The sequence below is a fragment of the Rhodococcus sp. PBTS 1 genome (assembly GCF_001620025.1).
Lineage (GTDB): Bacteria > Actinomycetota > Actinomycetes > Mycobacteriales > Mycobacteriaceae > Rhodococcoides > Rhodococcoides kroppenstedtii.
Genome location: NZ_CP015219.1, coordinates 3,535,858 through 3,556,925, shown reverse-complemented (window position 1 = coordinate 3,556,925; position 21,068 = coordinate 3,535,858). Strand labels below are relative to the sequence as shown.

The 21,068-nt window shown below is 68.0% G+C and carries 25 protein-coding genes; 15 read left to right on the top strand and 10 right to left on the bottom strand.

What is annotated here, in order from left to right; genetic code table 11:
- Positions 1-149 precede the first annotated feature (149 nt).
- Both A3Q40_RS16250 and A3Q40_RS16245 read left to right on the top strand, forming a co-directional pair.
- The gene (locus tag A3Q40_RS16250) at positions 150-1,499 is read left to right on the top strand and encodes a lipase family protein (protein ID WP_068103720.1); all 1,350 of its coding nucleotides are present in this window, start codon (positions 150-152) and stop codon (positions 1,497-1,499) included.
- Positions 1,500-1,763: 264 nt separating this feature from the next.
- Positions 1,764-2,438 (top strand): TetR/AcrR family transcriptional regulator, encoded by a 675-nt coding sequence (locus tag A3Q40_RS16245; RefSeq protein ID WP_068103718.1) that lies wholly within the window; start codon positions 1,764-1,766, stop codon positions 2,436-2,438.
- A gap of 806 nt (positions 2,439-3,244) precedes the next feature.
- Here the strand turns inward: A3Q40_RS16245 and A3Q40_RS16240 are convergent.
- The 4 genes from A3Q40_RS16240 to A3Q40_RS16220 all read right to left on the bottom strand — a co-directional run bounded on the left by A3Q40_RS16240 (position 3,245) and on the right by A3Q40_RS16220 (position 7,130).
- Entirely contained in the window at positions 3,245-3,967 is a 723-nt protein-coding gene (locus A3Q40_RS16240; protein ID WP_082833964.1) for an IS3 family transposase, read from the bottom strand.
- 153 nt (positions 3,968-4,120) lie between these two features.
- Entirely contained in the window at positions 4,121-4,336 is a 216-nt protein-coding gene (locus A3Q40_RS16235) for a hypothetical protein (protein ID WP_082833963.1), read from the bottom strand.
- Positions 4,337-5,173: 837 nt separating this feature from the next.
- Positions 5,174-5,617, bottom strand: coding sequence for an alpha/beta fold hydrolase (locus tag A3Q40_RS16225; RefSeq protein WP_235606332.1), 444 nt, complete (start codon positions 5,615-5,617; stop codon positions 5,174-5,176).
- 136 nt (positions 5,618-5,753) lie between these two features.
- Complete coding sequence (locus A3Q40_RS16220; protein WP_068103716.1) at positions 5,754-7,130, bottom strand: NAD-dependent succinate-semialdehyde dehydrogenase; 1,377 nt, start codon at positions 7,128-7,130, stop codon at positions 5,754-5,756.
- 488 nt (positions 7,131-7,618) lie between these two features.
- On the opposite strand from A3Q40_RS16220, the gene A3Q40_RS16215 reads away from it, so the two are divergent.
- Positions 7,619-7,825, top strand: coding sequence for a hypothetical protein (locus A3Q40_RS16215; RefSeq protein ID WP_068103715.1), 207 nt, complete (start codon positions 7,619-7,621; stop codon positions 7,823-7,825).
- A 134-nt stretch (positions 7,826-7,959) separates the two neighbouring features.
- On the opposite strand, the gene A3Q40_RS16210 is transcribed toward A3Q40_RS16215, so the two are convergent.
- Both A3Q40_RS16210 and A3Q40_RS16205 read right to left on the bottom strand, forming a co-directional pair.
- On the bottom strand, positions 7,960-8,316 hold the full coding sequence (locus A3Q40_RS16210) for a hypothetical protein (protein WP_139203948.1): 357 nt from the start codon (positions 8,314-8,316) through the stop codon (positions 7,960-7,962).
- A gap of 210 nt (positions 8,317-8,526) precedes the next feature.
- Positions 8,527-9,144, bottom strand: a complete 618-nt coding sequence (locus A3Q40_RS16205; RefSeq protein ID WP_068103712.1) for a pyridoxamine 5'-phosphate oxidase family protein — start codon at positions 9,142-9,144, stop codon at positions 8,527-8,529.
- A gap of 92 nt (positions 9,145-9,236) precedes the next feature.
- On the opposite strand from A3Q40_RS16205, the gene A3Q40_RS21040 reads away from it, so the two are divergent.
- The 7 genes from A3Q40_RS21040 (at position 9,237) to A3Q40_RS16180 (ending at position 16,751) form a co-directional block, all read left to right on the top strand.
- Positions 9,237-9,368, top strand: a complete 132-nt coding sequence (locus tag A3Q40_RS21040) for a hypothetical protein (protein WP_256365873.1) — start codon at positions 9,237-9,239, stop codon at positions 9,366-9,368.
- Between the two features lie 116 nt (positions 9,369-9,484).
- On the top strand, positions 9,485-9,640 hold the full coding sequence (locus A3Q40_RS20400) for a hypothetical protein (RefSeq protein WP_157889637.1): 156 nt from the start codon (positions 9,485-9,487) through the stop codon (positions 9,638-9,640).
- Positions 9,637-9,735 (top strand): K(+)-transporting ATPase subunit F, encoded by a 99-nt coding sequence (kdpF, locus tag A3Q40_RS16200; protein WP_068103710.1) that lies wholly within the window; start codon positions 9,637-9,639, stop codon positions 9,733-9,735. Before A3Q40_RS20400 ends, kdpF begins: the two co-directional genes overlap by 4 nt.
- On the top strand, positions 9,735-11,507 hold the full coding sequence (gene kdpA, locus A3Q40_RS16195; RefSeq protein ID WP_068103708.1) for a potassium-transporting ATPase subunit KdpA: 1,773 nt from the start codon (positions 9,735-9,737) through the stop codon (positions 11,505-11,507). The genes kdpF and kdpA overlap by 1 nt, the downstream gene beginning before the upstream one ends.
- On the top strand, positions 11,504-13,597 hold the full coding sequence (gene kdpB / locus A3Q40_RS16190; protein ID WP_068103706.1) for a potassium-transporting ATPase subunit KdpB: 2,094 nt from the start codon (positions 11,504-11,506) through the stop codon (positions 13,595-13,597). The genes kdpA and kdpB overlap by 4 nt, the downstream gene beginning before the upstream one ends.
- A gap of 2 nt (positions 13,598-13,599) precedes the next feature.
- Positions 13,600-14,238 carry a potassium-transporting ATPase subunit C gene (locus tag A3Q40_RS16185; protein WP_068103704.1) on the top strand — a complete coding sequence of 213 codons (639 nt, stop codon included), beginning with the start codon at positions 13,600-13,602 and terminating at the stop codon, positions 14,236-14,238.
- Between the two features lie 23 nt (positions 14,239-14,261).
- Positions 14,262-16,751, top strand: coding sequence for a sensor histidine kinase (locus A3Q40_RS16180; protein ID WP_068103702.1), 2,490 nt, complete (start codon positions 14,262-14,264; stop codon positions 16,749-16,751).
- Between the two features lie 5 nt (positions 16,752-16,756).
- Here A3Q40_RS16180 and A3Q40_RS20930 read toward each other — a convergent pair whose 3' ends face one another.
- Positions 16,757-16,939, bottom strand: coding sequence for an Asp23/Gls24 family envelope stress response protein (locus A3Q40_RS20930; protein ID WP_335340803.1), 183 nt, complete (start codon positions 16,937-16,939; stop codon positions 16,757-16,759).
- On the opposite strand from A3Q40_RS20930, the gene A3Q40_RS20925 reads away from it, so the two are divergent.
- The 3 genes from A3Q40_RS20925 to A3Q40_RS16170 are packed head-to-tail and all read left to right on the top strand — an operon-like array spanning position 16,925 to position 18,117.
- Positions 16,925-17,095: a hypothetical protein gene (locus A3Q40_RS20925; protein ID WP_235606625.1), complete on the top strand. Its 171-nt coding sequence runs from the start codon at positions 16,925-16,927 to the stop codon at positions 17,093-17,095. The two genes, A3Q40_RS20930 and A3Q40_RS20925, sit on opposite strands and share 15 nt — an antisense overlap.
- Before the next feature lie 21 nt (positions 17,096-17,116).
- The gene (locus A3Q40_RS20920) at positions 17,117-17,440 is read left to right on the top strand and encodes a hypothetical protein (protein ID WP_235606624.1); all 324 of its coding nucleotides are present in this window, start codon (positions 17,117-17,119) and stop codon (positions 17,438-17,440) included.
- Positions 17,441-17,475: 35 nt separating this feature from the next.
- Entirely contained in the window at positions 17,476-18,117 is a 642-nt protein-coding gene (locus A3Q40_RS16170) for a GAF domain-containing protein (RefSeq protein ID WP_068103698.1), read from the top strand.
- 92 nt (positions 18,118-18,209) lie between these two features.
- Here the strand turns inward: A3Q40_RS16170 and A3Q40_RS16165 are convergent, their stop codons facing one another.
- Positions 18,210-18,632 carry a VOC family protein gene (locus tag A3Q40_RS16165; RefSeq protein WP_068103696.1) on the bottom strand — a complete coding sequence of 141 codons (423 nt, stop codon included), beginning with the start codon at positions 18,630-18,632 and terminating at the stop codon, positions 18,210-18,212.
- 142 nt (positions 18,633-18,774) lie between these two features.
- On the opposite strand from A3Q40_RS16165, the gene A3Q40_RS16160 reads away from it, so the two are divergent.
- Together A3Q40_RS16160 and A3Q40_RS16155 are read left to right on the top strand one after the other, a co-directional pair.
- On the top strand, positions 18,775-19,350 hold the full coding sequence (locus A3Q40_RS16160; protein ID WP_068103695.1) for a hypothetical protein: 576 nt from the start codon (positions 18,775-18,777) through the stop codon (positions 19,348-19,350).
- A 1-nt stretch (position 19,351) separates the two neighbouring features.
- Complete coding sequence (locus A3Q40_RS16155) at positions 19,352-20,227, top strand: polysaccharide deacetylase family protein (protein ID WP_068106451.1); 876 nt, start codon at positions 19,352-19,354, stop codon at positions 20,225-20,227.
- Here the strand turns inward: A3Q40_RS16155 and A3Q40_RS20530 are convergent.
- On the bottom strand, positions 20,205-20,378 hold the full coding sequence (locus A3Q40_RS20530; protein ID WP_162269833.1) for a hypothetical protein: 174 nt from the start codon (positions 20,376-20,378) through the stop codon (positions 20,205-20,207). The two genes, A3Q40_RS16155 and A3Q40_RS20530, sit on opposite strands and share 23 nt — an antisense overlap.
- Entirely contained in the window at positions 20,375-20,962 is a 588-nt protein-coding gene (locus tag A3Q40_RS16150) for a DUF2231 domain-containing protein (RefSeq protein WP_068103693.1), read from the bottom strand. Before A3Q40_RS16150 ends, A3Q40_RS20530 begins: the two co-directional genes overlap by 4 nt.
- Between the last annotated feature and the right edge of the window lie 106 nt (positions 20,963-21,068).

Below are 21,068 nucleotides of genomic sequence, written 5' to 3'. Positions count from 1 at the left end.
CCGGTGCCGGCAGTCGGCATCGCACCGACGGGCACGGGTCATCTCAAACGCGCCCGTTTCACTTTGTTAAAATCCGTGTTAACTTACCTGGCAGTAGTAATTTTTGTGACCGCGCCCACACCCGATGGCGCAGTCGAAGTGGGGTCAGGATGCTCGGTAGATCTGCTTGTCGACTGTTGGTGGTCGCATGTGTCGGCGCGAGCGGTGTCGTCGGCCTTCCCGCAGCGTCCGCAGCTCCGGTGCTCGATCCGTTCTACGAGTACACCGGTTCGACACCGCTGGGCGATCTCGATCCCGGGGCTGTGCTGGCAACTCGCACCGTTCCCTACCACGTACTCAACGTTCCGACACCGCTGCAAGCGATCCAGATCCTCTACCGATCGACCGACGCGTTGGACCGCCCCGTCGCCAGTACCACTTCGATTCTTCGACCACCGAATGCACAACCAGGCAAAGTGGTTGCCTACCAGTCCGCGTACGACTCTCTGAATCCCGACGATGGGCCGTCGCGCGCCATTGCCGGGAACACGCCTTTACTCACCCTCACCCCGAGTGGACGAAATGATGCCATCGGCGGAACTGCGGTTTCTGGGGAAGCGAACATTCTCGCGCCGCTGCTACTTCTCGGATACACCGTGGTGATCGCCGATACGCAAGGTCCCACAGCAGATTTCGCTGCGGGACCTGAGTACGGCCGCATGACCCTGGACTCACTGCGGGCATCGCAGCAAGTACCGGAAACGGAAATCAGCGACGACGCGCAGATCGGCCTGATCGGATACTCCGGTGGGGCGATCGCCACCAACTGGGCGGCGATCCTCGCTCCCGAGTACGCGCCCGACATCAGCGACAATCTGCTCGGCGCCGCCCAAGGCGGATTGCTTGTCAATCCAGCCAACAATCTGCGCTACGCAGGGGGAAGCGTTGGTTGGGGCGGGGTCGTCGGAATGGCCATAGTCGGCATTTCCCGCGCGTACGACATCGACTTCGATCGCTACCTCAGCGACCGGGGGCGGGAGGTGTCCGCGCACCTCGACGACGCCTCGATCCTGAACGTTCTCTTCCAGTACCCGGGCCTGACCTGGACGGACCTGGTCAAACCCGAGTACGCCGACCCGAACTCGGTGCCCGAGTACGTCGATGTGGCCAACGCTCTCAACATGGGGCAGGCACCGATTCCGGCCATCCCGATGTTCGTGGCGCAGGCGTCGAACGGCATCGTCGAAGGAACCCAACCCGGGGCACCGGGAACAGGGGCTGGCGACGGGGTCATGGTCGCAGGTGATGTCCGCAGTCTGATGAACAGATACTGCGAAGCAGGTCTGACCGTTCAGTACGACGAGTACGACACCCTCAGCCACATCCCTGGCGCAGTGCTGTGGCTCCCCGGCGCACTGGCGTGGCTGACGGACCGGTTCGCCGACCACCCGGCGCCGAGCAACTGCGGGAGAATCGCCCCGGGAAACTCACTCGCACCGCAGCAGCATCAACCGCGCTGACGCACTCGATCTGCACACGGGACATCGAGCACCATCATGGCGCGGATCTTGTGCGGTGGCGGTGGTCGACACTGCCGTGGTCATCCCCATCGCGGTCACTCTCGTCGGTATCGGCTCCGCGTCCGCAGACTTCCGTGATCTCACATCAGTTGGACTGAACTCTGTGAACGACATGAGCATTCGTCCACCCGTGTGCGCCGATCAATTGACTCTGCGGGGGCATCGGCTCACCCGTCGCAGCGATGCCGCCGATACCATCGGCCCATGAGCACCGTGCGGCCTGAACGGACGTACAGCGGTAAACCCATTGCCCTGCGCCGCGCCGAGCGCCGCGCCGCATTTCTCGAGGCCGGGCTGACCCTATACGGGGACAGGGGGTTTGCAAGAACGTCCGTCTCGGATATCTGCTCCACCGCGAACCTGGCCCGCAGCCAGTTCTACACCGAGTTCGAAGACCGAGAGACGCTGCTCATCGGCGTCCACGAACAAATTGAGACGCACGTGCGCGCTGCTGTCGCCGACGCAATGGACCGACTGCCGTCGACCTCGACGCTCGGTGATGTCGTACCTGTCGGTATCGAGGCACTGTTCTACGCCCTCGGCACGGACCCTCGCCGGGCCAGGGTCTGCTTCGTCGAGATGAACGGCGTGAGCGAACGCGTGGACCACTACCGGATTCGACGCAAACGCGTGTGGGCCGACTTCTTCGAGATGCTTGTCCGCGCCCACATCGCCCACGACTACGTTCCTCCCGGCGGCTACGACGTCGTTACGGCCGCCTTCACGGGCGCAGTGGGGGAAGTGGGTCAGCGGTGGTCGCAGCTCGAGCCCCGGCCACCGCTGACCGAGCTGGTGGGAGTGATGACCTCCATCGTCGGCGCACTGGTGCCGCCCCTGGCGCGTTCGCGCTCCGACCCGCCACTCGACAGGCCGCAGTGACCACCTGAGGAGAATTCGGACGGGCTCACCCGAGCTGACGGCTGTCACCGGACCCGAACAACCCCAAATCCGTTCTGGTAGCGAAAACGATCTCCGACGAGCGCGGGGTGTCGGTGGCTACGGCCGTTCAGCAGGGCATCATCACCGAGAGGTGATCGAGGCTTCGACGTGGAGGAACCACACCTACCGAAGGCTCCGAGCAACCGGTGATCCCCATCGGTTCAGATGATTGGTTTCGCAGATGACTCCGCCGGCCGCGACGCGAATGCTCACGGTAACGCCATGCCTGACACGCGACCGTCTTTGTCTAGAGAAACCGGAGAAGACGCTCTGCCCCACCGTGACCGTGCGCTGACCGGCTCCTGCCCTCGCGTCGAGCGGGGATTCCCCTGCTGCACGCGGGCCTACCGAGCTGTTGCTGTGGCATCTGCATGATTCGTTGGCCGCGTTTCGGGTACGCCGCAAGTGTCGTGGTGGGAGGGCCGAGGAGCCTTCACGTGACTGAACCCGATTCGAACCACTCGTACGAATCCATCTCGGATCGGCGTCTACTGTCCGGTCCTGTAGGCGCAACCGAGTAGGCGAAGGTGCGCGCCGACCTCGCGGGTGCTCACGGCGCCGCGGTCGTCGCCTCGACTACCCCGCACCCTGACACGCGCCGAGTTACGCACAGCACCGATACCCTCGCTACTCGGGTGGCGGACCTGCTTTACGTGCTAGGTACGGGACCACACGCGGTGTCCGTGGTCGACGGTGTGGTGAGCACGGAGCTTGACCCGGTTTCCCGGACAGTTCGGGTTGGGTGTTCAGGCCACTTGTGAGGTGACCCGTCGATGGTAGGCGTGTTCGTAGTCCACTGGCGAGGAGTAGCCGATCCCGGAGTGCCGGCGATGCGGGTTGTACCAGGCCTCGATCCATTCGAAGATCGCGGAGGCGAGCTGGTCTCGGCTGTCCCACGATCGGGTGTCGAGCAGCTCGCGTTGCATCGTCGACCAGAACGATTCCATCATCGTGTTGTCGACGCTCGAGGCCACCCGACCCACCGACCCGAGCAGTCCTGCCGTGCGCAGTCGTTGCCCGAAAACCCAGCTGGTGTATTGAGATTCGCGGTCCGGGTGCATGATCGTCCCGGCATCGGGGTGGCGTCGCCACAGCGCCATCTGCAGTGCGTCTACGACGAGGTCGGTACGCATGTGATCGGCGATCGACCATCCCACGATGCGCCGGGAGAATGTGTCGAGGACCCCGCAGCAGTACACCTTGCCCGTGCCGGTGGGGTGTTCTGTGATGTCGGTGCACCAGATCTGATCGGGCCGCTCGGCGACGAACCGGCGGGCGACGAGATCGTCGTGCACCGCTGGTGCGGGTCGGTGGCGACGCTTGTGGCGGGCACCGATACCAGCAACGCCGAGTAGCCGCATCACCCGTGCGACACGTTTGCGTCCGACCGAGATGCCACCGCCGAGACGGAGTTCGGCGTGGACCCGCGGCGCGCCGAAGCACCCCGCGTGAGCCTTGGTGGATATCACGGATGCTGTTTACCAACAGTGCATCCGACATATCACGCTCGGACGGTGGTCGATGTCGCCAGTCGTAGAATCCGGATCTCGACACCTCGAGGGTCCGGCAGGTCACCGCGACGGGAAAGCCGTCCGCAGCCAATTCGTGGACCAGCCGGAAACCTATTTTGGGAGGATGTTCTCCCGCGCGAAATAGGCGCTTGCGCGTTTAAGGATCTCGACCTCGGTCTCGAGGCGCTTCTTGTCTCGGCGCAACTGTGCCAGCTCGGCGCGTTCGCTCGTGGACAGACCGTCGACGCGGCCGGCATCGACGTCATCGAGTTTCATCCACCTGCGCAGACACGACTCACTGATGCCGAGGTCGGACGCGATGCGCATGACACTCGCCCCCGGCTGGGTGTCAGGTCGACCGCCCGGCGGCAGAACTCCTCGGGATGGGCAGCGGGCATAGCTCGGACTCCTCTCCTGCAGCAGCAACGCTACAGATCAGGTGTCCGGGAAACCGGGTCAAGCTCCCCCCTACCGCTGCAAGTCGCCTAACCTCCACTGATAATCGATACCGTAGAAGAGATTCTGGAAGAATTTCTTGTTCACCGTCCGACTTAAGATTTTCGGCTGACACCTAGAGCCGCGGCGCTTAAGACGGTTGTATTACCACCGGGGCACGAAAGCCGACCATAGGTTCCCTAGGACCACACCAGCGGCCTTGACCGTTTCCTGTGCAACAATGGTGGGATTGGCGGCAGCGTAAGCAAGGGTGCTCGACATGGCTTGACCGCTGAAGTCGGTTTTCGCAGCCTGCGAGAAACCGTAGCTGTACACATCGATCGCCACTCCGGCTAGATAACCGCCGAGACCTCTGGACTCGAGCGCGGCGGAGAGCTGTCCCGTCCCCATTCCCATCGCTGTAGTGAAGGCCGCGCCGAGGTCGCCAGACCTCAATTGGTAGCCGAATTGCGTCGCCGGACATAGCATCGCCAAGTTGGAAATCCGGTCGTTCTGGGTGAGCGCGGTTAGCCCTCCAATATTTGAACAGACGTCAATCTGATTGAGTGGAATCGCCCAGCCGTTCGAGGTTGTTCGCGGTCCAGCGGACGGGCCGCACCGGGCCGGACTACACGGTCAGGGGTAGAACGGGGCCGGTCGAGACCAGATCTGGCGGGACCGGTCGCGGTCCGATTCGGTCGCGACGGTCCGTTCGACGGTGAACCCGGATCAGCCGGCCCTGCGCCCGATGTTCAGGGTGGTCGAGCCCGACAGCACCACACCCTCGTACAGGTCCGATCGTTCGATCAGAACGTGCTGCGCGGCAAACGATCCCATCGAGTGAGCGAACAAGAACAGCGGCAGGTCCGGGTACTCGCTGAGCAACGATTCTCCGAACTGCTCGATGTCGGCCCACAGCCCGGCGAACGCAGCGGCACCGAAATCGCCTGGAGTATCGACGATCGACTGGCCGTGACCGCGATGATCGGAGGCAATAACGTGGAATCCCGCGCCGTTCAGCGCGGTCGCGAAGCGAGCGTAGCGGCTGCCGTGCTCGGCGAGTCCGTGCGCGATCTGTACGACGCCGCGAGCCGGATCGGCGGCCGTTGCCCAGGTGTAGGTGCTGATCTCGATGTCGTCCTGCTTGGATACGAACGACGAAGCGTTGGCCACGGTTACCCCTCGACACGGCGATGGGGACGAAACTCGAACCTATCGGCTACGCCCGCAGTACCGGGTCGAAATGCTCGACGACGGGGAACGCGAAAGCTCCCCGGACATCGTGTCCGGGGAGCCATGCCAGCAGGATCTACTTCGCTGAGACGCGCACGAGCTTCTTGTTCACGAACTCGTCCATGCCCCACGGGCCCAGTTCGCGGCCGACGCCGGAGCGCTTGACTCCGCCGAACGGCAGACCTGGCAGCGTGGTGCCGTGTTCGTTGACGAACGCCATGCCCACTTCGAGCTGCTCGGCCACGTCGCGGGCCTTGTCGAGGTCAGCGCTCCACACCGAGCCGCTGAGACCGTATGCGGAGGAGTTCGCCAATTCGATTGCCTGCTGCGCGCTTTCGACCTTGTAGATCACGCCGGCCGGTCCGAACAGCTCTTCGCTATAGGCGCGCATGTCCGGGGTGACGTCGGTCAGCAATGTCGGCTGTACGTAGGCACCCGGTCCGTCGATCTTTTTACCGCCGGTCAGCAGCGTTGCGCCCTTGGCGACGGCGTCGTCGATCTGCTCGATCAGCGTGTCGGCGGCGGTCTGCGACGACAGGGGTCCGAGGGTGGTCTTCGCGTCCAGCGGGTCGCCGGTCTGCACGGCTTCGAACGACGCGACGAGCTTGGTGACGAAGTCGTCGTAGACCTCCTCGGCGACCAGGATGCGCTTGGCGGCATTGCAGGCCTGGCCTGCGTTGGACAGCCGCGCCCGGGTAGCGGATTCGACGGTGGCGTCCATGTCGTCGGAGTCGAGCAGGATGAATACGTCCGATCCGCCAAGTTCGAGGACGACCTTCTTGAGGTTGCGTCCGGCCGTCTCGGCGACGGAGGTTCCGGCCCTTTCACTACCGGTGAGCGAGACGCCCTGGACGCGGGAGTCGGCGATCATGTCGGCGATCTGGTCGTTGGTCGCGAAGATGTTGATGTACGCGTCCTGGGGGAGTCCGGCCTGCTGGAAGATCTCCTCCATCAGCAGTGCCGACTGCGGGCAATTGGGTGCATGCTTGAGCAGAATCGTGTTGCCCACCATCAGGTTCGGGCCGGCGAACCGGGCAACCTGGTAGTACGGGAAGTTCCACGGCATGACGCCGACGAGAGCGCCCACCGGCTTACGCTGCAGCACAGTGTCTTCCGCGCCGGGTACGTCGAGCTTCTCGTCCTCGAGAAGCGACGGGCCGTGGTCGGCGTAGTAGCGGTAGATGTTCGACGACAGTTCCACCTCGCCCTGGGATTCGGTGAGGGGCTTGCCCATTTCGAGCGAGATCGTGCGGGCCAGTTCGTCGGAACGCTCGGTGTAGAGATCGGCGACCTTGTGCAGGATGTCGGCGCGATGCTTCGGTGAGGTCTTGCGCCATGTCTGGAAACCGGCGTGTGCATCGGCAAGTGCACGCTCGACGCCGGCACCGTCGAGAGTCTCGAATTCCTTCACCGTTGTGCCGTCGGCAGGATTGACAGTCTTGTAGGTCGTCACACCCCGCTCAACGGTCGGGAGGGTGTCATTGTTCCGATTCGGGAAAATCGGATGCTCCGACGGTGGTCAAGGATGGGGCGGGGCGAAGTTGCGAAACCTTGTGGGCTTCCTACTGGTCGGTAACTTGGAACCCAGCGCTCGGGAAGCCTCTCGATGCCACGACAGTGACACATGTCGGTACGAACGACCGTGAACCGTCGTGAACCGGCTCGGACGGTTGTCGCAGTTCAGGCGGTGTTTCGCAACCTCGGGCGAACCCGCCTGGACGACTCTCGTCGTTCTCGTAATGAAAAGGTCTGGGGTTCGATTCCCCAAGGCGGCTCCACGAACTCCCCCGCCCCGGCACCCATGTGGGTTCGGGCACCGGACATCCCCGGCACTCCGGACGGCCCGTCCGAAACCCCCTGCGGCACACCGCCCACACTCGTACCGTGGTGTCCGGGTGTCTCGCCCGAGGTGCCCGAACACCACGTTCGCGGAGGTGCACGATGGCCGGAATCGCCGACAAGTTCGACAAGGCGTACGAGGAGAAGCCGATCGCGGAGCTCGCCGATGCCCCGGTAGCGTCGTTGCAGGGTGTGAGCGACAGTGACGCCGAGCATCTGAAGGCGGCGTTCAACATCAAGACCGTGCGCGACCTGGGCACCAACAAGTACTTCCTGTGGGCGCAGGCGGTGGCGAAGCTCGCCGAGTAGGCGGCCGCGGGGCCACCTGCGGCTCGATCCGCGCGCCTTTCGGCTGTCCGCGTCAGCTGCAGCCGAAGCGGAACGCTGGAACGCGCGCGGATCGGCCGCTCGGTGGTGCCGAAAGCTGAGTGGTGCCGACGAATTCAGTGGCGTCGGCCGGTCAGTGCCGCGACCGCGGTGACCAGTCCACCCGCATTGATGGCCGCCCATGCCCAGTTGCCGGGCTTGTTGGTCTCCACGGCCGCCACCGCGTGATTGATGCCGAACAGCGTCGACAGCACGGCGAGCCCGCGCAGCTGAGAGCGCACCGGGTCCGCATCGTGGCCCGTGACCAGGGCCGCGCCGGCCACCACGGTGCCGAGGTTCCAGATGGCGATCTCCCGCTGCCACCCGTCGTTGCTGCCCCAGGCGGTGGTGGCGGCGAACTGCCGAGGGAACACACCCTGCACGACCAGGGCAGCGGTGGTGCCGGCCAGCCAGGTCGCGGTGGCGGTCTTCACGGTCGGTCGGTACACGGGACTCCAGTCGTCGAGGGTCGAGAAACGAGCCGAGACTAACGCGCGCGCACGCCTCGAGCGCCGGAGTCGACCCGGGTCTGGACAGACGACAACGGCGCCCACACCGCTGGGTTGGTTCTCGCTGATCGTTCCTGCGTGTGCGGTCGGTGCACCGTCCGCACACGCAGGAAACTTCCGCGGGAATCCGGAGGCTCAGCCCTCGCGCAGCCGCGCGATCTCCGCCTGCAACGCGGCGATCTCGTCGATGTAGGGCTGGACCCGACGCCGCACCTGGTCCTCGGTGTACTGCGGCACCAGGCTGCGGGCGCAGTTCCAGTCGAAGGCCTCGACCTCGATCAGAATGCTGCGCTCGCACGTCGCGCCCACCAGGCTGCCGTCGTCGAGGGTGCGCAGCCGATCGAGCAGGGCAGGATCGTCCGCCTCGTCGACCACGGCGGCGGTGCCGAAGACCTTGAGCCGCTGCCGTCGCGGCAGGTCCGCGAGGTAGAGCGCGACCCGTCCCGTGGACTCGATGTTGCCGACGCTGGCGTACTGCTGGTTGCCGCGATGGTCGGCGAACCCGAGCGTGCGTGCTCCGAGATGACGCAGGAAACCCCGTGGGCCGCTGCGATACTGAACGTAGGGCCACCCGTGCGGGGTGACGGTGCCGAGGTGGAACTGAAACGCGCCGCGGATCAGCGCGAGCTCGCGCTCGGTCAGGTCCTGCGGGCCGGGGTCGCCGTCGATCGACCATGCACCCGAGCGCACGGCCTCACCCTGACGGCGCCGTGCGTGCTCGCCGAAGATCAATTGCGGGTAGCGGCTTCCCACGTCTCGCCTCCTGGTCCACGGCGCACGCTACGCCCGCGTTTGACCGCGCTCCCGGCGGGCACCCCGTTCGACCTCACGAACAGGAGCGCACCATGACCGAACCCCGGCACGACAACGACGACGACGGTGGCCTCGGCGAGGACAACACCATCCCCGACACCGACGAGGGCGTGGCCGTGGGCCACTCCGAGGACTCCACCTTCGAGCCGGAGGAGGACCGCTGACGGACGTCAGAACCGCGTCATGACGTCAGGCGTCCGCGTCAAGGACGCATAAGGAGCGCGGTTCGCCTCGGCGGGCGGTCGTAGACAGAACACGACCGCCGCGCGACCCGCCGGCGGTGACGGAGCACGACAGCTCCGACGGCCGACCGAAAGAGGCATCGACTCCGATGGCCGATCTGGCGTATCTCCTGGTGGCAGCGGGAGGGTTCGGCGTCTGCGTGGCGCTCGTGCGTGCCCTCGCCACCTCCTCCACGACGGGTGCCGGACGATGACCGTCGACGGCGCCACCAGCGTGATCCTGGTGGTGGTGTCCGCGGCTCTGGTGATCTACCTGTTGGTCGCTCTGCTCGATCCCGAGCGGTTCTGATGTCGCCCGCACTGGCGGCCGGTCTGCAGATCGCCGCCGTCGTGATCGTGCTCGCCGCGGCCTATGTCCCGTTGGGCGACTACATGGCGCGGGTGTACGCGTCCCCGAGCGACGACGACCCGAGCGACGACGCCGGTTCCGAATCGAACGGGACCGGCGGCGGCACCGCCCTGCGCACTCGGACCCGCCCCCGCACGGACTCCCGCGTCGAGTCCCTGATCTACCGCCTCTGCCGCGTCGACCCCCGCGCCGAACAGACGTGGATCGGCTACTCGTTGTCGGTGCTCGGCTTCTCCGCCGCGAGTGTGCTCTTCCTCTACGTTCTGCAGCGAGTGCAGGGCGTGCTGCCGCTGAACGGTGGGCTGTCGGGGGTGAGCCCGTCGGTGGCGTTCAACACCGCGATCTCGTTCGTGGCCAACACCAACTGGCAGTCGTACGTCCCGGAGACGACGATGTCCAACCTCACCCAGCCGATGGGTCTGGCGGTGCAGAACTTCGTGTCCGCCGCGGTGGGCCTGTCCGTCGCGGCCGCGGTGATCCGGGGGTTCGTTCGGGTGCGCGTGGGTGGAGAGCTGGGCAACTTCTGGGTCGACCTGATTCGCGGCACCCTGCGGATCCTGCTGCCCCTGTCGTTCGTGATCGCTCTGATCCTGTTGACGCAGGGCGTGATTCAGTCCTTCTCCGCCGGGTTCGCCTCGACGGGGCTCGACGGGTCGTCCGTGACCAACGCCCTCGCCCCGGTCGCCTCGCAGGAGGCGATCAAGGAGCTGGGCACCAACGGCGGCGGCATCCTCGCGGCCAATTCGGCCCACCCGTTCGAGAATCCGACGCCCCTGAGCAACGTCGTCGAGATCACAGCCATCCTGCTGATCCCGGTGGCCCTGACGCGCACGTTCGGCACGATGGTCGGCGACCGTCGGCAGGGCCTGACCCTGCTCGCCGTCATGGGCGCACTGTTCGCGGCACTGCTCGCCGTCACCGCGGCCGCCGAGGCCGGTGCGCGCGGCGTCGCGGCCGAGGCCGCCGGCGCGATGATGGAGGGCAAGGAGGTGCGGTTCGGCATTCCCGGCTCGACGCTCTTCGCCGTCGCGACCACGGGAACGTCGACGGGAGCGGTCAATTCGGCCCACGACAGCATGTCGCCGCTCGGCGGCGGGGCCGTCCTGCTCAACATGCTGGTCGGGGAGATCGCACCGGGCGGCGTCGGAACCGGGCTCTACGGGCTGCTCGTGCTCGCGATCGTCGCCGTCTTCGTCGGCGGCCTGCTGGTCGGCCGGACCCCGGAGTACCTGGGCAAGAAGATCGGCCGTCGCCAGATCACCCTCGCGGCGCTGTCGGTGCTCGTCATGCCGGCGCTGGTGTTGATCGGGACCTCCGTCTCGGTGCTGTTGCCGTCGACCACGGGGTACCAGGGCAACTCGGGAGATCCCGGTACGCCGGGATCGATCCACGGCTTCACCGAGGTGCTCTACGCGTTCGCCTCGGCGGCCAACAACAACGGCAGCGCCTTCGGCGGACTCACCGTCACCAGCGACTGGTTCCAGACCTCGCTCGGTCTCGCCATGCTGCTCGGCCGGTTCCTGCCGATCGTGTTGGTGCTCGCGCTCGCCGGGTCCCTGGTCGCCACGAAGCGCACCCCGCCGAACCCGGGCACGCTCCCGACGCACGGTCCGCTGTTCGCGTCGCTCCTGCTCGGCACCGTGGTCCTCGTGGCCGCTCTCACGTTCTTCCCGGCGCTCGCGTTGGGCCCCATCGCAGAGGCAGTGCAATGACGTTCACGACCCTCACTCCGCTCGACCCGGTGACTCCCACCGAGGGTGACGCCGTCGCTCCGGTCCGCACCGGCTACTTCAGCCCACGCCGGATGGTGACCTCGCTCCCGACGGCGTGCGCGAAGCTCGACCCGCGCCATCTCGCGCGCAACCCGGTGATGTTCGTGGTCCTGGTGGGCTCGGTGGTCACCACCGTGCTGGCGGCGCTGGACCCGTCGGTCTTCGCGTGGGCCGTGGCGCTGTGGCTGTGGTTCACCCTGATTTTCGCCAACCTCGCCGAGTCGGTCGCCGAGGGGCGAGGCAAGGCGCAGGCCGCGAGCCTACGAGCGGTGAAGCGCGACACCGTCGCTCGTCGCCGCGTCGTCGGCGGAGGAACCGAGGAGGTGTCGGCCACCGCCCTCGCCGTCGGTGACGAGGTGGTGGTCGTCGCGGGGGAGACCATTCCCGGTGACGGCGACGTCGTCGAGGGCATCGCCACGGTGGACGAGTCCGCGATCACCGGCGAGTCCGCGCCCGTCGTCCGCGAATCGGGCGGTGACCGCTCCGCGGTGACCGGCGGCACCACCGTGCTGTCGGACCGCATCGTCGTGAAGATCACGGCAGCGCAGGGGCAGACGTTCGTCGACCGCATGATCGCACTCGTCGAGGGCGCGGCCCGGCAGAAGACGCCGAACGAGATCGCCCTGAACATCCTGCTGGCCTCGCTCACCATCGTGTTCCTGCTCGCCGTCGTCGCGATCGGTCCGATGGGCGCCTACGCCGGCCAGGCCTCCGATCCGATTCAGCTCATCGCCCTGTTGGTCTGCCTCATCCCGACCACGATCGGCGCGCTCCTGTCGGCCATCGGCATCGCGGGCATGGATCGACTGGTGCAGCGCAACGTCCTGGCCATGTCCGGGCGGGCGGTGGAGGCGGCCGGAGACATCGACACCCTGCTCATGGACAAGACCGGCACCATCACCTACGGCAACCGCCGAGCGACGGGTCTGCATCCGGCGCCGGGTGTCGACGTCGGCGCGCTCGCCGCGGCCGCCCGGCTGTCCTCCCTGGCCGACGGAACCCCGGAGGGCCGCAGCATCGTCGAACTCTGCGTGCGCGACCACGAGCTGCCCGCGGCACCCACCGAGGCGGAGACCCGCGGCGAGTTCGTGGCCTTCACGGCTCAGACCCGGATGAGCGGCGTCGACCTGACCGGTGATCGAGTTCGCAAGGGCGCCACCGATTCCGTGCTGGCGTGGGTACGCGAGCAGGGCGGCGCCGTGGACCCGGCGGTGGACGACACGGCCGAGGCGATCGCCCGCCGGGGTGGCACCCCGCTGGTGGTGGCGACATCGGCCCCGGGGTCCGCGCGCGTGCTCGGCGTGATCGAGCTCTCCGACGTGGTGAAGCCGAACATCGCCGATCGATTCGCGCAGTTGCGCGCCATGGGAATTCGCACCGTCATGGTCACCGGTGACAACCCGCTCACCGCGGCATCCATCGCGGCGCAGGCCGGGGTCGACGACTACCTGGCCGAGGCGACGCCGGAGGACAAGTTGGCCCTCATCCGGTCCGAGCAGGAGGGCGGACGTCTGGTCGCGATGACCGGCGACGGCACCAACGACGCCCCCGCGCTCGCACAGGCCGACGTCGGCGTCGCCATGAACACGGGCACCTCGGCGGCGAAGGAAGCCGGGAACATGGTGGATCTGGATTCCGATCCCACCAAGCTGATCGAGATCGTCGAGATCGGCAAGCAGTTGCTCATCACGCGCGGTGCGCTGACGACGTTCTCGCTGGCGAACGATCTGGCCAAGTACTTCGCGATCCTCCCGGCCCTGTTCAGCGGCGTCTACCCGCAGCTCGGCGCACTGAACATCATGGGTCTGGCGACACCGCAGTCGGCCATTCTCTCCGCCGTGATCTTCAACGCGCTCGTCATCATCGGGTTGATCCCGTTGGCGCTGAAGGGCGTGCGATACACCCCGGCGGGTGCGGCGGCGCTGCTGCGGCGGAACCTCCTGATCTACGGCGTGGGTGGGGTGGTGACCCCGTTCGTCGGGATCTGGCTCATCGACCTCGTCGTCCGACTCGTTCCCGGAATGGGCTGATCATGCGCTGGACACAACGCTTTCTCGGACAGATCGTCGCCGGCCTGTCGGTGCTGCTGGCGCTGACGGTGATTCTCGGCATCGCGTATCCCGCTGCGGTGTGGGCGGTCTCGCGCCTGGGTGCCGACAGCGCCGAGGGCTCACCGCTGCGCGACGCGAACGGGTGCGTTGTCGGCAGCTCGCTGGTGGGCGTCGATCCGCAGGTACCCGAGGGTGAACCGGATCCGTTCTTCCACACCCGCACCACCGGATCCGTCGCCGACGACGACGCGTTCGCCCCCGGTGACCCCGCGGCGGCAGTGCCGACCAATCAGGGACCGAGCAGCGAGATCCTGGCCTCGTTCGTCGAGCAACGACGCGCCGCCGTCGCCGAACGAGAGAACGTCCCGCCCGAGGCGGTTCCGGTGGACGCCGTGACCGGCTCCGGGTCGGGGATCGATCCCCACATCAGCCCGGCCTACGCGGCGATCCAGGTGCCGCGGGTCGCCGCGGCCACCGGTCGATCCGAGGACGACGTGCGGGCGCTGGTCGCCGAGCACACCGACGGGCGGCAGTTCGGCTTCCTCGGCGCCGAGGCGGTGAACGTGCCCGAGCTCAACGTCGCGCTCGGTCTCACCGCGCCGACCTGCACCCCCTCCTGACAACCGAGACGTCACACGGTTCGATGGACGACGTGAGCACCAGGGGCGAACTCCGGATCTACCTCGGTGCCGCCCCCGGCGTCGGCAAGACCTACGCGATGCTGGGGGAGGCGCACCGGCGAATGGGTCGCGGCTGCGACGTGGTGGCCGGCATCGTCGAGACCCACGGCCGCGTCCACACCGCGGACCTGCTCGACGGCATAGAGCAGGTCCCGCTGCGGACCGTGCGCTACCGCGGCGCCGAGGCGCGGGAGCTCGACGTCGACGCCGTGATCGCCCGCGCACCCGCCCTCGTGCTCGTCGACGAGCTGGCCCACACCAACACCCCGGGCAGCCGGCGCGAGAAGCGTTGGCAGGACGTCGAGGACATCCTGGACGCCGGCATCGACGTCGTCAGCACCGTCAACGTCCAGCACCTCGAGAGCCTCAACGACGTCGTCGAGCAGATCACCGGGGTCCGCCAGCGCGAGACGGTTCCCGACGCCGTGGTGCGTGGCGCCGAGCAGGTGGAACTGGTCGACGTGGCCCCGGAAGCGTTGCGGCGCCGTCTGGTTCACGGCAACGTCTACGCCCCGGACAAGGTCGACGCGGCCCTGTCGAACTACTTCCGGCAGGGCAACCTCACCGCACTCCGCGAACTGGCATTGCTGTGGATCGCCGATCAGGTGGACGCCGCCCTGGCGAAATACCGCTCGGCACACCACATCACGGATACGTGGGAGGCGCGCGAGCGTGTTGTGGTGGCCGTCACCGGGGGGCCGGAGTCGGAGACCCTGGTGCGACGGGCTCGCCGGATCGCGTCCAAGTCGAGCGCCGAACTGATGGTGCTGCACGTGGTGCGCGGCGACGGGCTCACCGGCGTCTCGGCCCCCCAGATGGGCAAGGTGCGTCGCCTCGCGGCCGCGTTGGGCGCGAGCATGCACAGCGTCGTCGGCGACGACGTCCCCGCCACGCTGCTCGATTTCGCGCGCGGGGCCAACGCGACGCAACTCGTCATCGGCACGTCGCGACGCTCGCGGTGGGCGCGCATCCTCGACGAGGGCATCGGCGCGGCCGTCATCGCGGAGTCGGGAAAGATCGACGTGCACATGGTCACACACGCCGAGGTGGCCGGCGGGTGGCGGTGGCGACGTCTCCTGCGACCGGACACCGCGCGTCGACGCGCCCTGGCGTGGGTGGCGGCCGTCGCCGTGCCGGTGTTGTCCGCGCTGGCGATGATGCTGGTGGACCCCTACCTCGACCTCGGCGGCGAGAGTGCGCTGTTCTTCGTGGTGGTGCTCGCCGTGGCGTTGCTCGGCGGCGTGATCCCCGCGGCGTTGTCCGCCCTGATCGCAGGGCTGCTGCTGAACTTCTTCTTCACCGAACCGCGGTACAGCCTGACCATCGCCGAGCCCGACAACTTCGTCACCACCGTGGTCCTGCTCATCATGGCCGTCGCCGTGGCGGTGCTCGTCGACGCCGCCGCTCGGCGGTCGCGGGAGGCCCGGCGCGCGTCTCGGGAGGCGGAACTGCTGGCGCTGTTCGCCGGAACGGTGTTGCGGGGGGCCGATCTTCCGGCGCTGCTCGAACGCGTCCGCGAGACCTACGGTCAGCGGTCGGTGGCCTTCGTCGACGACGACGGGACCGTCGTCGGGTCCGCGGGTGACGGCCCACCCGCGTCACCGGACGACGCCGACACCGTGGTCACGACGGCCGACGGCGACTACACGCTGCTTCTCGCCGGTCCGGCGACTCGCGCTCACGATCGGCGAGTCCTGACGGCCGTCGCCAACCAGTCCCGGGGACTGATTCGCCAGGCCGAGCTGGCAGAGGAAGCCAGTGCGGCAGCGGCTCTCGCGGAGGCGGACCGGTTGCGTCGAGCGCTGTTGTCGGCGGTGGGTCACGATCTGCGGACCCCGCTCGCGGCCGTGAAGGCGTCCGTGTCGAGTCTGCGAAGTACCGACGTGGAGTTCTCGGCCGAGGACACCGCCGAGCTGCTGGCCACCATCGAGGAGTCGACCGATCACCTGACCGCGTTGGTGGGAAATCTGCTCGATTCGTCCCGCCTCGCGGCGGGGGTCGTCCGCCCCGCGCTGACCGCGGTGCCGGTGGCCGACGTGCTCGAGCGCGCGCTGGCAAGCAGTCGCGTGTCGATCGACCGTGTCGAGACCGGAGTCGACGACGTCGTGGTCGCCGCCGACGCCGGACTGCTCGAACGGGTGCTCGCCAACCTCGTCGACAACGCTGTCCGGCACGCGCCCGAGTCGACGATCCGGGTGACCGCCGCCGACACCGGGGCCGGTCGCGCCGTGATCACGGTGGCGGACAACGGCCCTGGCATCGCACCGGACGCGGCCGACGCGGTGTTCGCGCCGTTCCAGCGGCAGGGCGATCGGGACAACACGACCGGCGTCGGGCTGGGTCTGTCCGTGGTGCGCGGATTCGTCGAGGCCATGGGTGGCACCGTGACGGTGTCCGACACCGCGGGCGGCGGCGCGACGATGACGGTGGAGTTGTCGACCCGGGTGCCCTGAACGCCTCAGGACGCGGCGGAGGTCTCGACGACGTCGTGCACGGCGATGTCGATGGCGTCGACGGTCATGCCGGTGTGGGCGTGCACGGCTGCCCCGACCGCGCGCCGCAGATCTGCCGCGACTTCCGCGATGGGAAGGCCGTAATCGGCGACCACGTCGAGGCGGAGAGACGTGTGACCCTGGTGCACTCGGGCCGTGACACCGCGGCGGGACCGCGCCGACCGGCTCCGGCGGCGGTCGACACGGGTGGGGTGCGCCCGCGCGTGGACATGACCCCCAGCGGCGGCCCGGCCGACCGCGCCGCCGACGTGATCCGCCGTCGTGCCGCTCGCGTCGGGGGGTGAACGGACATCACCGACCGCGCGGTGTCCCGGGTGCGTGCCGTCGGCGTCCGGACGTGGCCGCTGGACGCCGTGTTCCCCACCGACGCCGGACCGGACACGCTGCGGGTGAGCGACGCGGTGGTGCGCACCGCCGTCGTGCGGGAACTGATCGCCGCGGGGACGGAGGTGGTGGCCCTCGAGCTCTACACCGAGGGCCACCGATGTCTCGGTGCCCGCGTGACCCCGGGCGACGTGTCGTCCCGGCGGACCGCGTCCGTCGCGGCCGGCGCACTCACCGCAATCCTCGGGACGCCGTTCGGGGCCTGCGACGTGGACGTCGTCGCGGCCGACCGGCCGTCGACATGACGACGGGAGGGCACGCCGAGGGTTACCGTCGACCCATGTCGCGGGACGCGGGCTTCGACGACGAGATGACGGCGCTGCTGGCTGCCCTGGCTCTCGCCGCCGGCCAGACGCCCGAGCAGTACATCCACGACACGGTGCTCGCGCACCTGCTGCGGACACCGGCCGGCCCCGAGGCGGGTCGGCGGGTGCGGGATCCCAACCGATTGCGGTCGGTGTGGCGAACGGGGCTGCTCGATTCGCCACGGGCCCCGGTGTTCGAGCGTGCCGTGGCGATCACGGTCGAGTCGTTGCGGGTGCCGTCGGCGGCCATCGTGCTCGTCGATCGCGAGCGGGTGTTCTATCTCGGCGCGATCGGATTGGCCCCGGCGTTCGCCGAAGCGCGGGAGGCACCCCTGAATGAGTCTCTGGCCGCGCAGGTCGTCGAGTCGGGCGCGGAATCCTGGGTCGTCCACGACGCGGCCTCGGACGCCCGCATCGCCACCCACCCCGCCGTGCGTAGCGGAGCGGTGGGAGCCTATCTTGCTCGTCCGCTCCGCGACGCCGACGAGCGCGCGGTCGGCGCGCTCACCGTCTGGCATCCGTGCGCGCACACCTGGACGCCCGGTGAGCAGCGCACGATGGACGACCTGACCTGGGTGGTGCGCGGGTTGATCTTCGGCGAGCACGTACTGGACTGACGACGGCTGCGCGAGTATCTCCACACGATCGCGTCGCATCCCGCGATCTCGCGGCATCGAGTCGGATCGTGTGGCAGAACTCGCGCGGGTGCTCACCTGTCGGGCGGGCCGTCACCGGCGGCGACGGCCGGGTCCATCCAGATCACTTCCCACACGTGGCCGTCGAGGTCGCGGAACGATCGCCCGTACATGAACCCGTGATCCTGCGGGTCGGTCCACGCGCTGCCGCCGTTGCTCAGCGCCGTGTCCGCGAGGGTGTCGACGGCCTCGCGGCTGTCCGCCGAGACCGCCAGCAACATCTCGCGGCTCCGGCTCGTGTCGGTCATCTCGTCGAGGATGAACTCCTGGAACTTCGGCCGGGCCAGCAACATCACCGTGGTGGTGTCGTTGACGATCATGCTCGCGGTGTTCTCGTCCGAGAAGGCGTCGTTGAACTCGAACCCCAGGGCGCCGAAGAAGGTGCGGCTCGCGGCCACGTCCTCGACGTAGGTGTTGACGAACAGCATTCGGGTCATGGTGTCTCCCTCGATGGTCTCTGCGGTCCCGGACGGGACGCCTCGAGGAAGTAGACCGCGGTCGTGGCGAAAACTCGTCGCGGCCGCCGGGCATCGGGTCCGCCGGGGTTAGCCGCCGCGGCTTCCCGGGCATCCCCACCGCATGTATCCGACCGGCCACCTCACCTCGGACGAGTTCTGGACCATGCAGCGTGCCATCGAGGACCGGCTGCGCGCCGAGGCGAGGACCTTCCCCACGTTCGCCCTGCGGGACTGGACCGGTCCGCGCGTGCTCGGTCCCTGGGAGCGTGAGAACGACGTGCTGACGACGGTGACCCTGCGGCACGGAGAGCTCGAGACCGAACTCGAGACCGGAGACGACGTCTCGTCGCCGTTTCTCGACGTCGTCACCACCACGAAAGACCCGGCGCGCAAAGCGATGTCGACCATGCTCGCGGCCGTGGGCCTGACTCCGATGTCTCCGGAGTATCGCCGTCGGCGGCAGTCGATCGAGGACGCACCGACTCGCGCGGCGCAGGTGGTCGTGGACGGGGACGCGGTCCGGCTCGACGTTCGCGGCGGTGAGGATCGATGGTGGGCCTGGGGAACGCACGACGGGCGTGGCCTGGTTCTCGAAGGTCGTCACACCTCGATCGACGACGCGGCGCTGGTCTCCGCCGACCTCGACCCCTACTTCGAGGGCCTGCGGTCCTCCATCGCCGCGGCCAGAGGTGAGTGAGATGCTGCCGTCCCACGACCGTTTCGGCTATTCCCCGATCACCGAGCGCCCGCAGTTCACCTGGCCGGGCGGGGGCACGCTGGCCGTCTACGTGGCGGTCAACTGCGAGCACTTCGCCTACGGCGCCACCGATCTGGGCTACACACCCGGTGGGCAGTCGCCGGACACGTACAACTGGGCGTGGCGTGAGTGGGGCAACCGCGTGGGCGCGTTCCGGCTCGCGGACACGCTGCGGGAGGTGGGTATTCGTCCGACGGTACTGGTGAACGCCGAGATCTACGACCACGCTCCGCAGGTGGTCGAGGCGTTGCGGGTACTCGGTGGCGAGGTGGTCGCCCACGGCCGCACCAATTCACGCATCCCGGTGGTGCAGGACGAGGACGAGGAACGCCGGAGCATCGAGCACGTTCGCGCCGTGATCGAGCGGTACGAGGGGGCGGCACCGCGGGGATGGATGAGTCCCGGTGCCGCACCGAGCGCGGTGACCGAGGATCTGTTGGCGGAGAACGGGTTCGACTACACCCTCGACTGGCCGGTGGACGATCGCCCGGTGTGGTTGCGCACCCGGTCCCGGCCGATTTTGTCGGTACCGTACCCGCACGAGATCAACGATCTGCCGGTGATCGTGCACCACCACGGCACTGGGCGCGACTTCGCCGACCGCATCGTCGACACCGTGGACGAGCTGAGCGAGCAGTCGCGCCAGCAGTCGGTGGTCCTGTCGATCTCCACCCACACGTTCCTCACCGGGCAGCCGGATCGGTTGCGCCACTTCCGCCGGGCGCTGCACCACGTCGTGGAGACGCCCGGGGTGTGGCTCACCACTCCCGGCGACATCGCCGACCACTACCGCACTATCGAGCCGCCGCCCACGTGACGTAGGAGTGCAGGTCCGACTCGGACAGGTTCGCCTCCGTGAGGGCGGCGAGCGCATCGGGATCGAGGTTCTCGGAGCTGCCGTCGGCGAACCGCCTCGCACCCTCGGCGGTGACTCCGCGCTGCCACAGGTCCTCGAAGACGGTGTTCATACGCCGGCCGCCACGGCGCGGGTGGAGACGCCGGCGCCCATGTTGTAGCCGAGGTGCCCGCCCAGGGCGCCGCCGAGACCCGCCACCGCGAATCCCGCCAACGCCAGCGCCTTCGCGGTGGCGTCCGGCTCGGGAACGGCCGAGGGGGCGGCCTCGACAGCGACCCCGGCTGCGGTCGCTGCGGTCGCCGCCCGTCGCTTGTACGACGCCGTGAACAGTCCGATCGCCACGGCGTTCGTGCTCGCGTGGATCAGTCCGACGCGCCGCTGCTCCCGCGTCAGCGTCGACCACGTCGCCCAGCCCGTGGCCAGCGCGGTCGGTGCCGTCACGAGACCGGCTCCGATCAGGGTCCGGGCGGCGTCGGGACTGCGACCGGTGACGTCGAGGAATACCGCGCTGCTCCACAGGCCCACGGACGAGTACGCCATGATCGGGTGCATCGGGTGCCCGACGAAGGTGCCGCGCAGCAGACCGTCGACCGGGGTGTCGGACAGGACGGACCGCAGGCGAGCGGCGACGGGATCGCTCACCCGGTCGAGCAGCGACGCCTTCTCGAACGGTCGGAACAGCGCAGTGAGATCCATGTCACGCGGGTACCCGGGTCGATCGACGGTAACCGGGTGTGCAGAAAAGCAGGCCGTGGGTGCGGAAGGCGTCATCGACACCCGGGCCCCGGCCACCGACACTGAA

Excerpts from the sequence above, each read along its gene's own strand:
- A3Q40_RS16160 (WP_068103695.1), top strand. The coding sequence starts at position 18,775 with ATGTATCCGACCGGCCACCTCACCTCGGACGAGTTCTGGACCATGCAG.
- A3Q40_RS16235 (WP_082833963.1), bottom strand. The coding sequence starts at position 4,336 with ATGCGCATCGCGTCCGACCTCGGCATCAGTGAGTCGTGTCTGCGCAGG.
- A3Q40_RS16250 (WP_068103720.1), top strand. The coding sequence starts at position 150 with ATGCTCGGTAGATCTGCTTGTCGACTGTTGGTGGTCGCATGTGTCGGC.
- kdpA (WP_068103708.1), top strand. The coding sequence starts at position 9,735 with ATGTCGCCCGCACTGGCGGCCGGTCTGCAGATCGCCGCCGTCGTGATC.
- A3Q40_RS20530 (WP_162269833.1), bottom strand. The coding sequence starts at position 20,378 with ATGAACACCGTCTTCGAGGACCTGTGGCAGCGCGGAGTCACCGCCGAG.
- A3Q40_RS21040 (WP_256365873.1), top strand. The coding sequence starts at position 9,237 with ATGACCGAACCCCGGCACGACAACGACGACGACGGTGGCCTCGGCGAG.
- A3Q40_RS16245 (WP_068103718.1), top strand. The coding sequence starts at position 1,764 with ATGAGCACCGTGCGGCCTGAACGGACGTACAGCGGTAAACCCATTGCC.
- A3Q40_RS16150 (WP_068103693.1), bottom strand. The coding sequence starts at position 20,962 with ATGGATCTCACTGCGCTGTTCCGACCGTTCGAGAAGGCGTCGCTGCTC.
- A3Q40_RS16180 (WP_068103702.1), top strand. The coding sequence starts at position 14,262 with ATGGACGACGTGAGCACCAGGGGCGAACTCCGGATCTACCTCGGTGCC.
- A3Q40_RS16170 (WP_068103698.1), top strand. The coding sequence starts at position 17,476 with ATGTCGCGGGACGCGGGCTTCGACGACGAGATGACGGCGCTGCTGGCT.
- A3Q40_RS16215 (WP_068103715.1), top strand. The coding sequence starts at position 7,619 with ATGGCCGGAATCGCCGACAAGTTCGACAAGGCGTACGAGGAGAAGCCG.
- A3Q40_RS16155 (WP_068106451.1), top strand. The coding sequence starts at position 19,352 with ATGCTGCCGTCCCACGACCGTTTCGGCTATTCCCCGATCACCGAGCGC.
- A3Q40_RS16185 (WP_068103704.1), top strand. The coding sequence starts at position 13,600 with ATGCGCTGGACACAACGCTTTCTCGGACAGATCGTCGCCGGCCTGTCG.
- A3Q40_RS16165 (WP_068103696.1), bottom strand. The coding sequence starts at position 18,632 with ATGACCCGAATGCTGTTCGTCAACACCTACGTCGAGGACGTGGCCGCG.
- kdpB (WP_068103706.1), top strand. The coding sequence starts at position 11,504 with ATGACGTTCACGACCCTCACTCCGCTCGACCCGGTGACTCCCACCGAG.
- kdpF (WP_068103710.1), top strand. The coding sequence starts at position 9,637 with ATGACCGTCGACGGCGCCACCAGCGTGATCCTGGTGGTGGTGTCCGCG.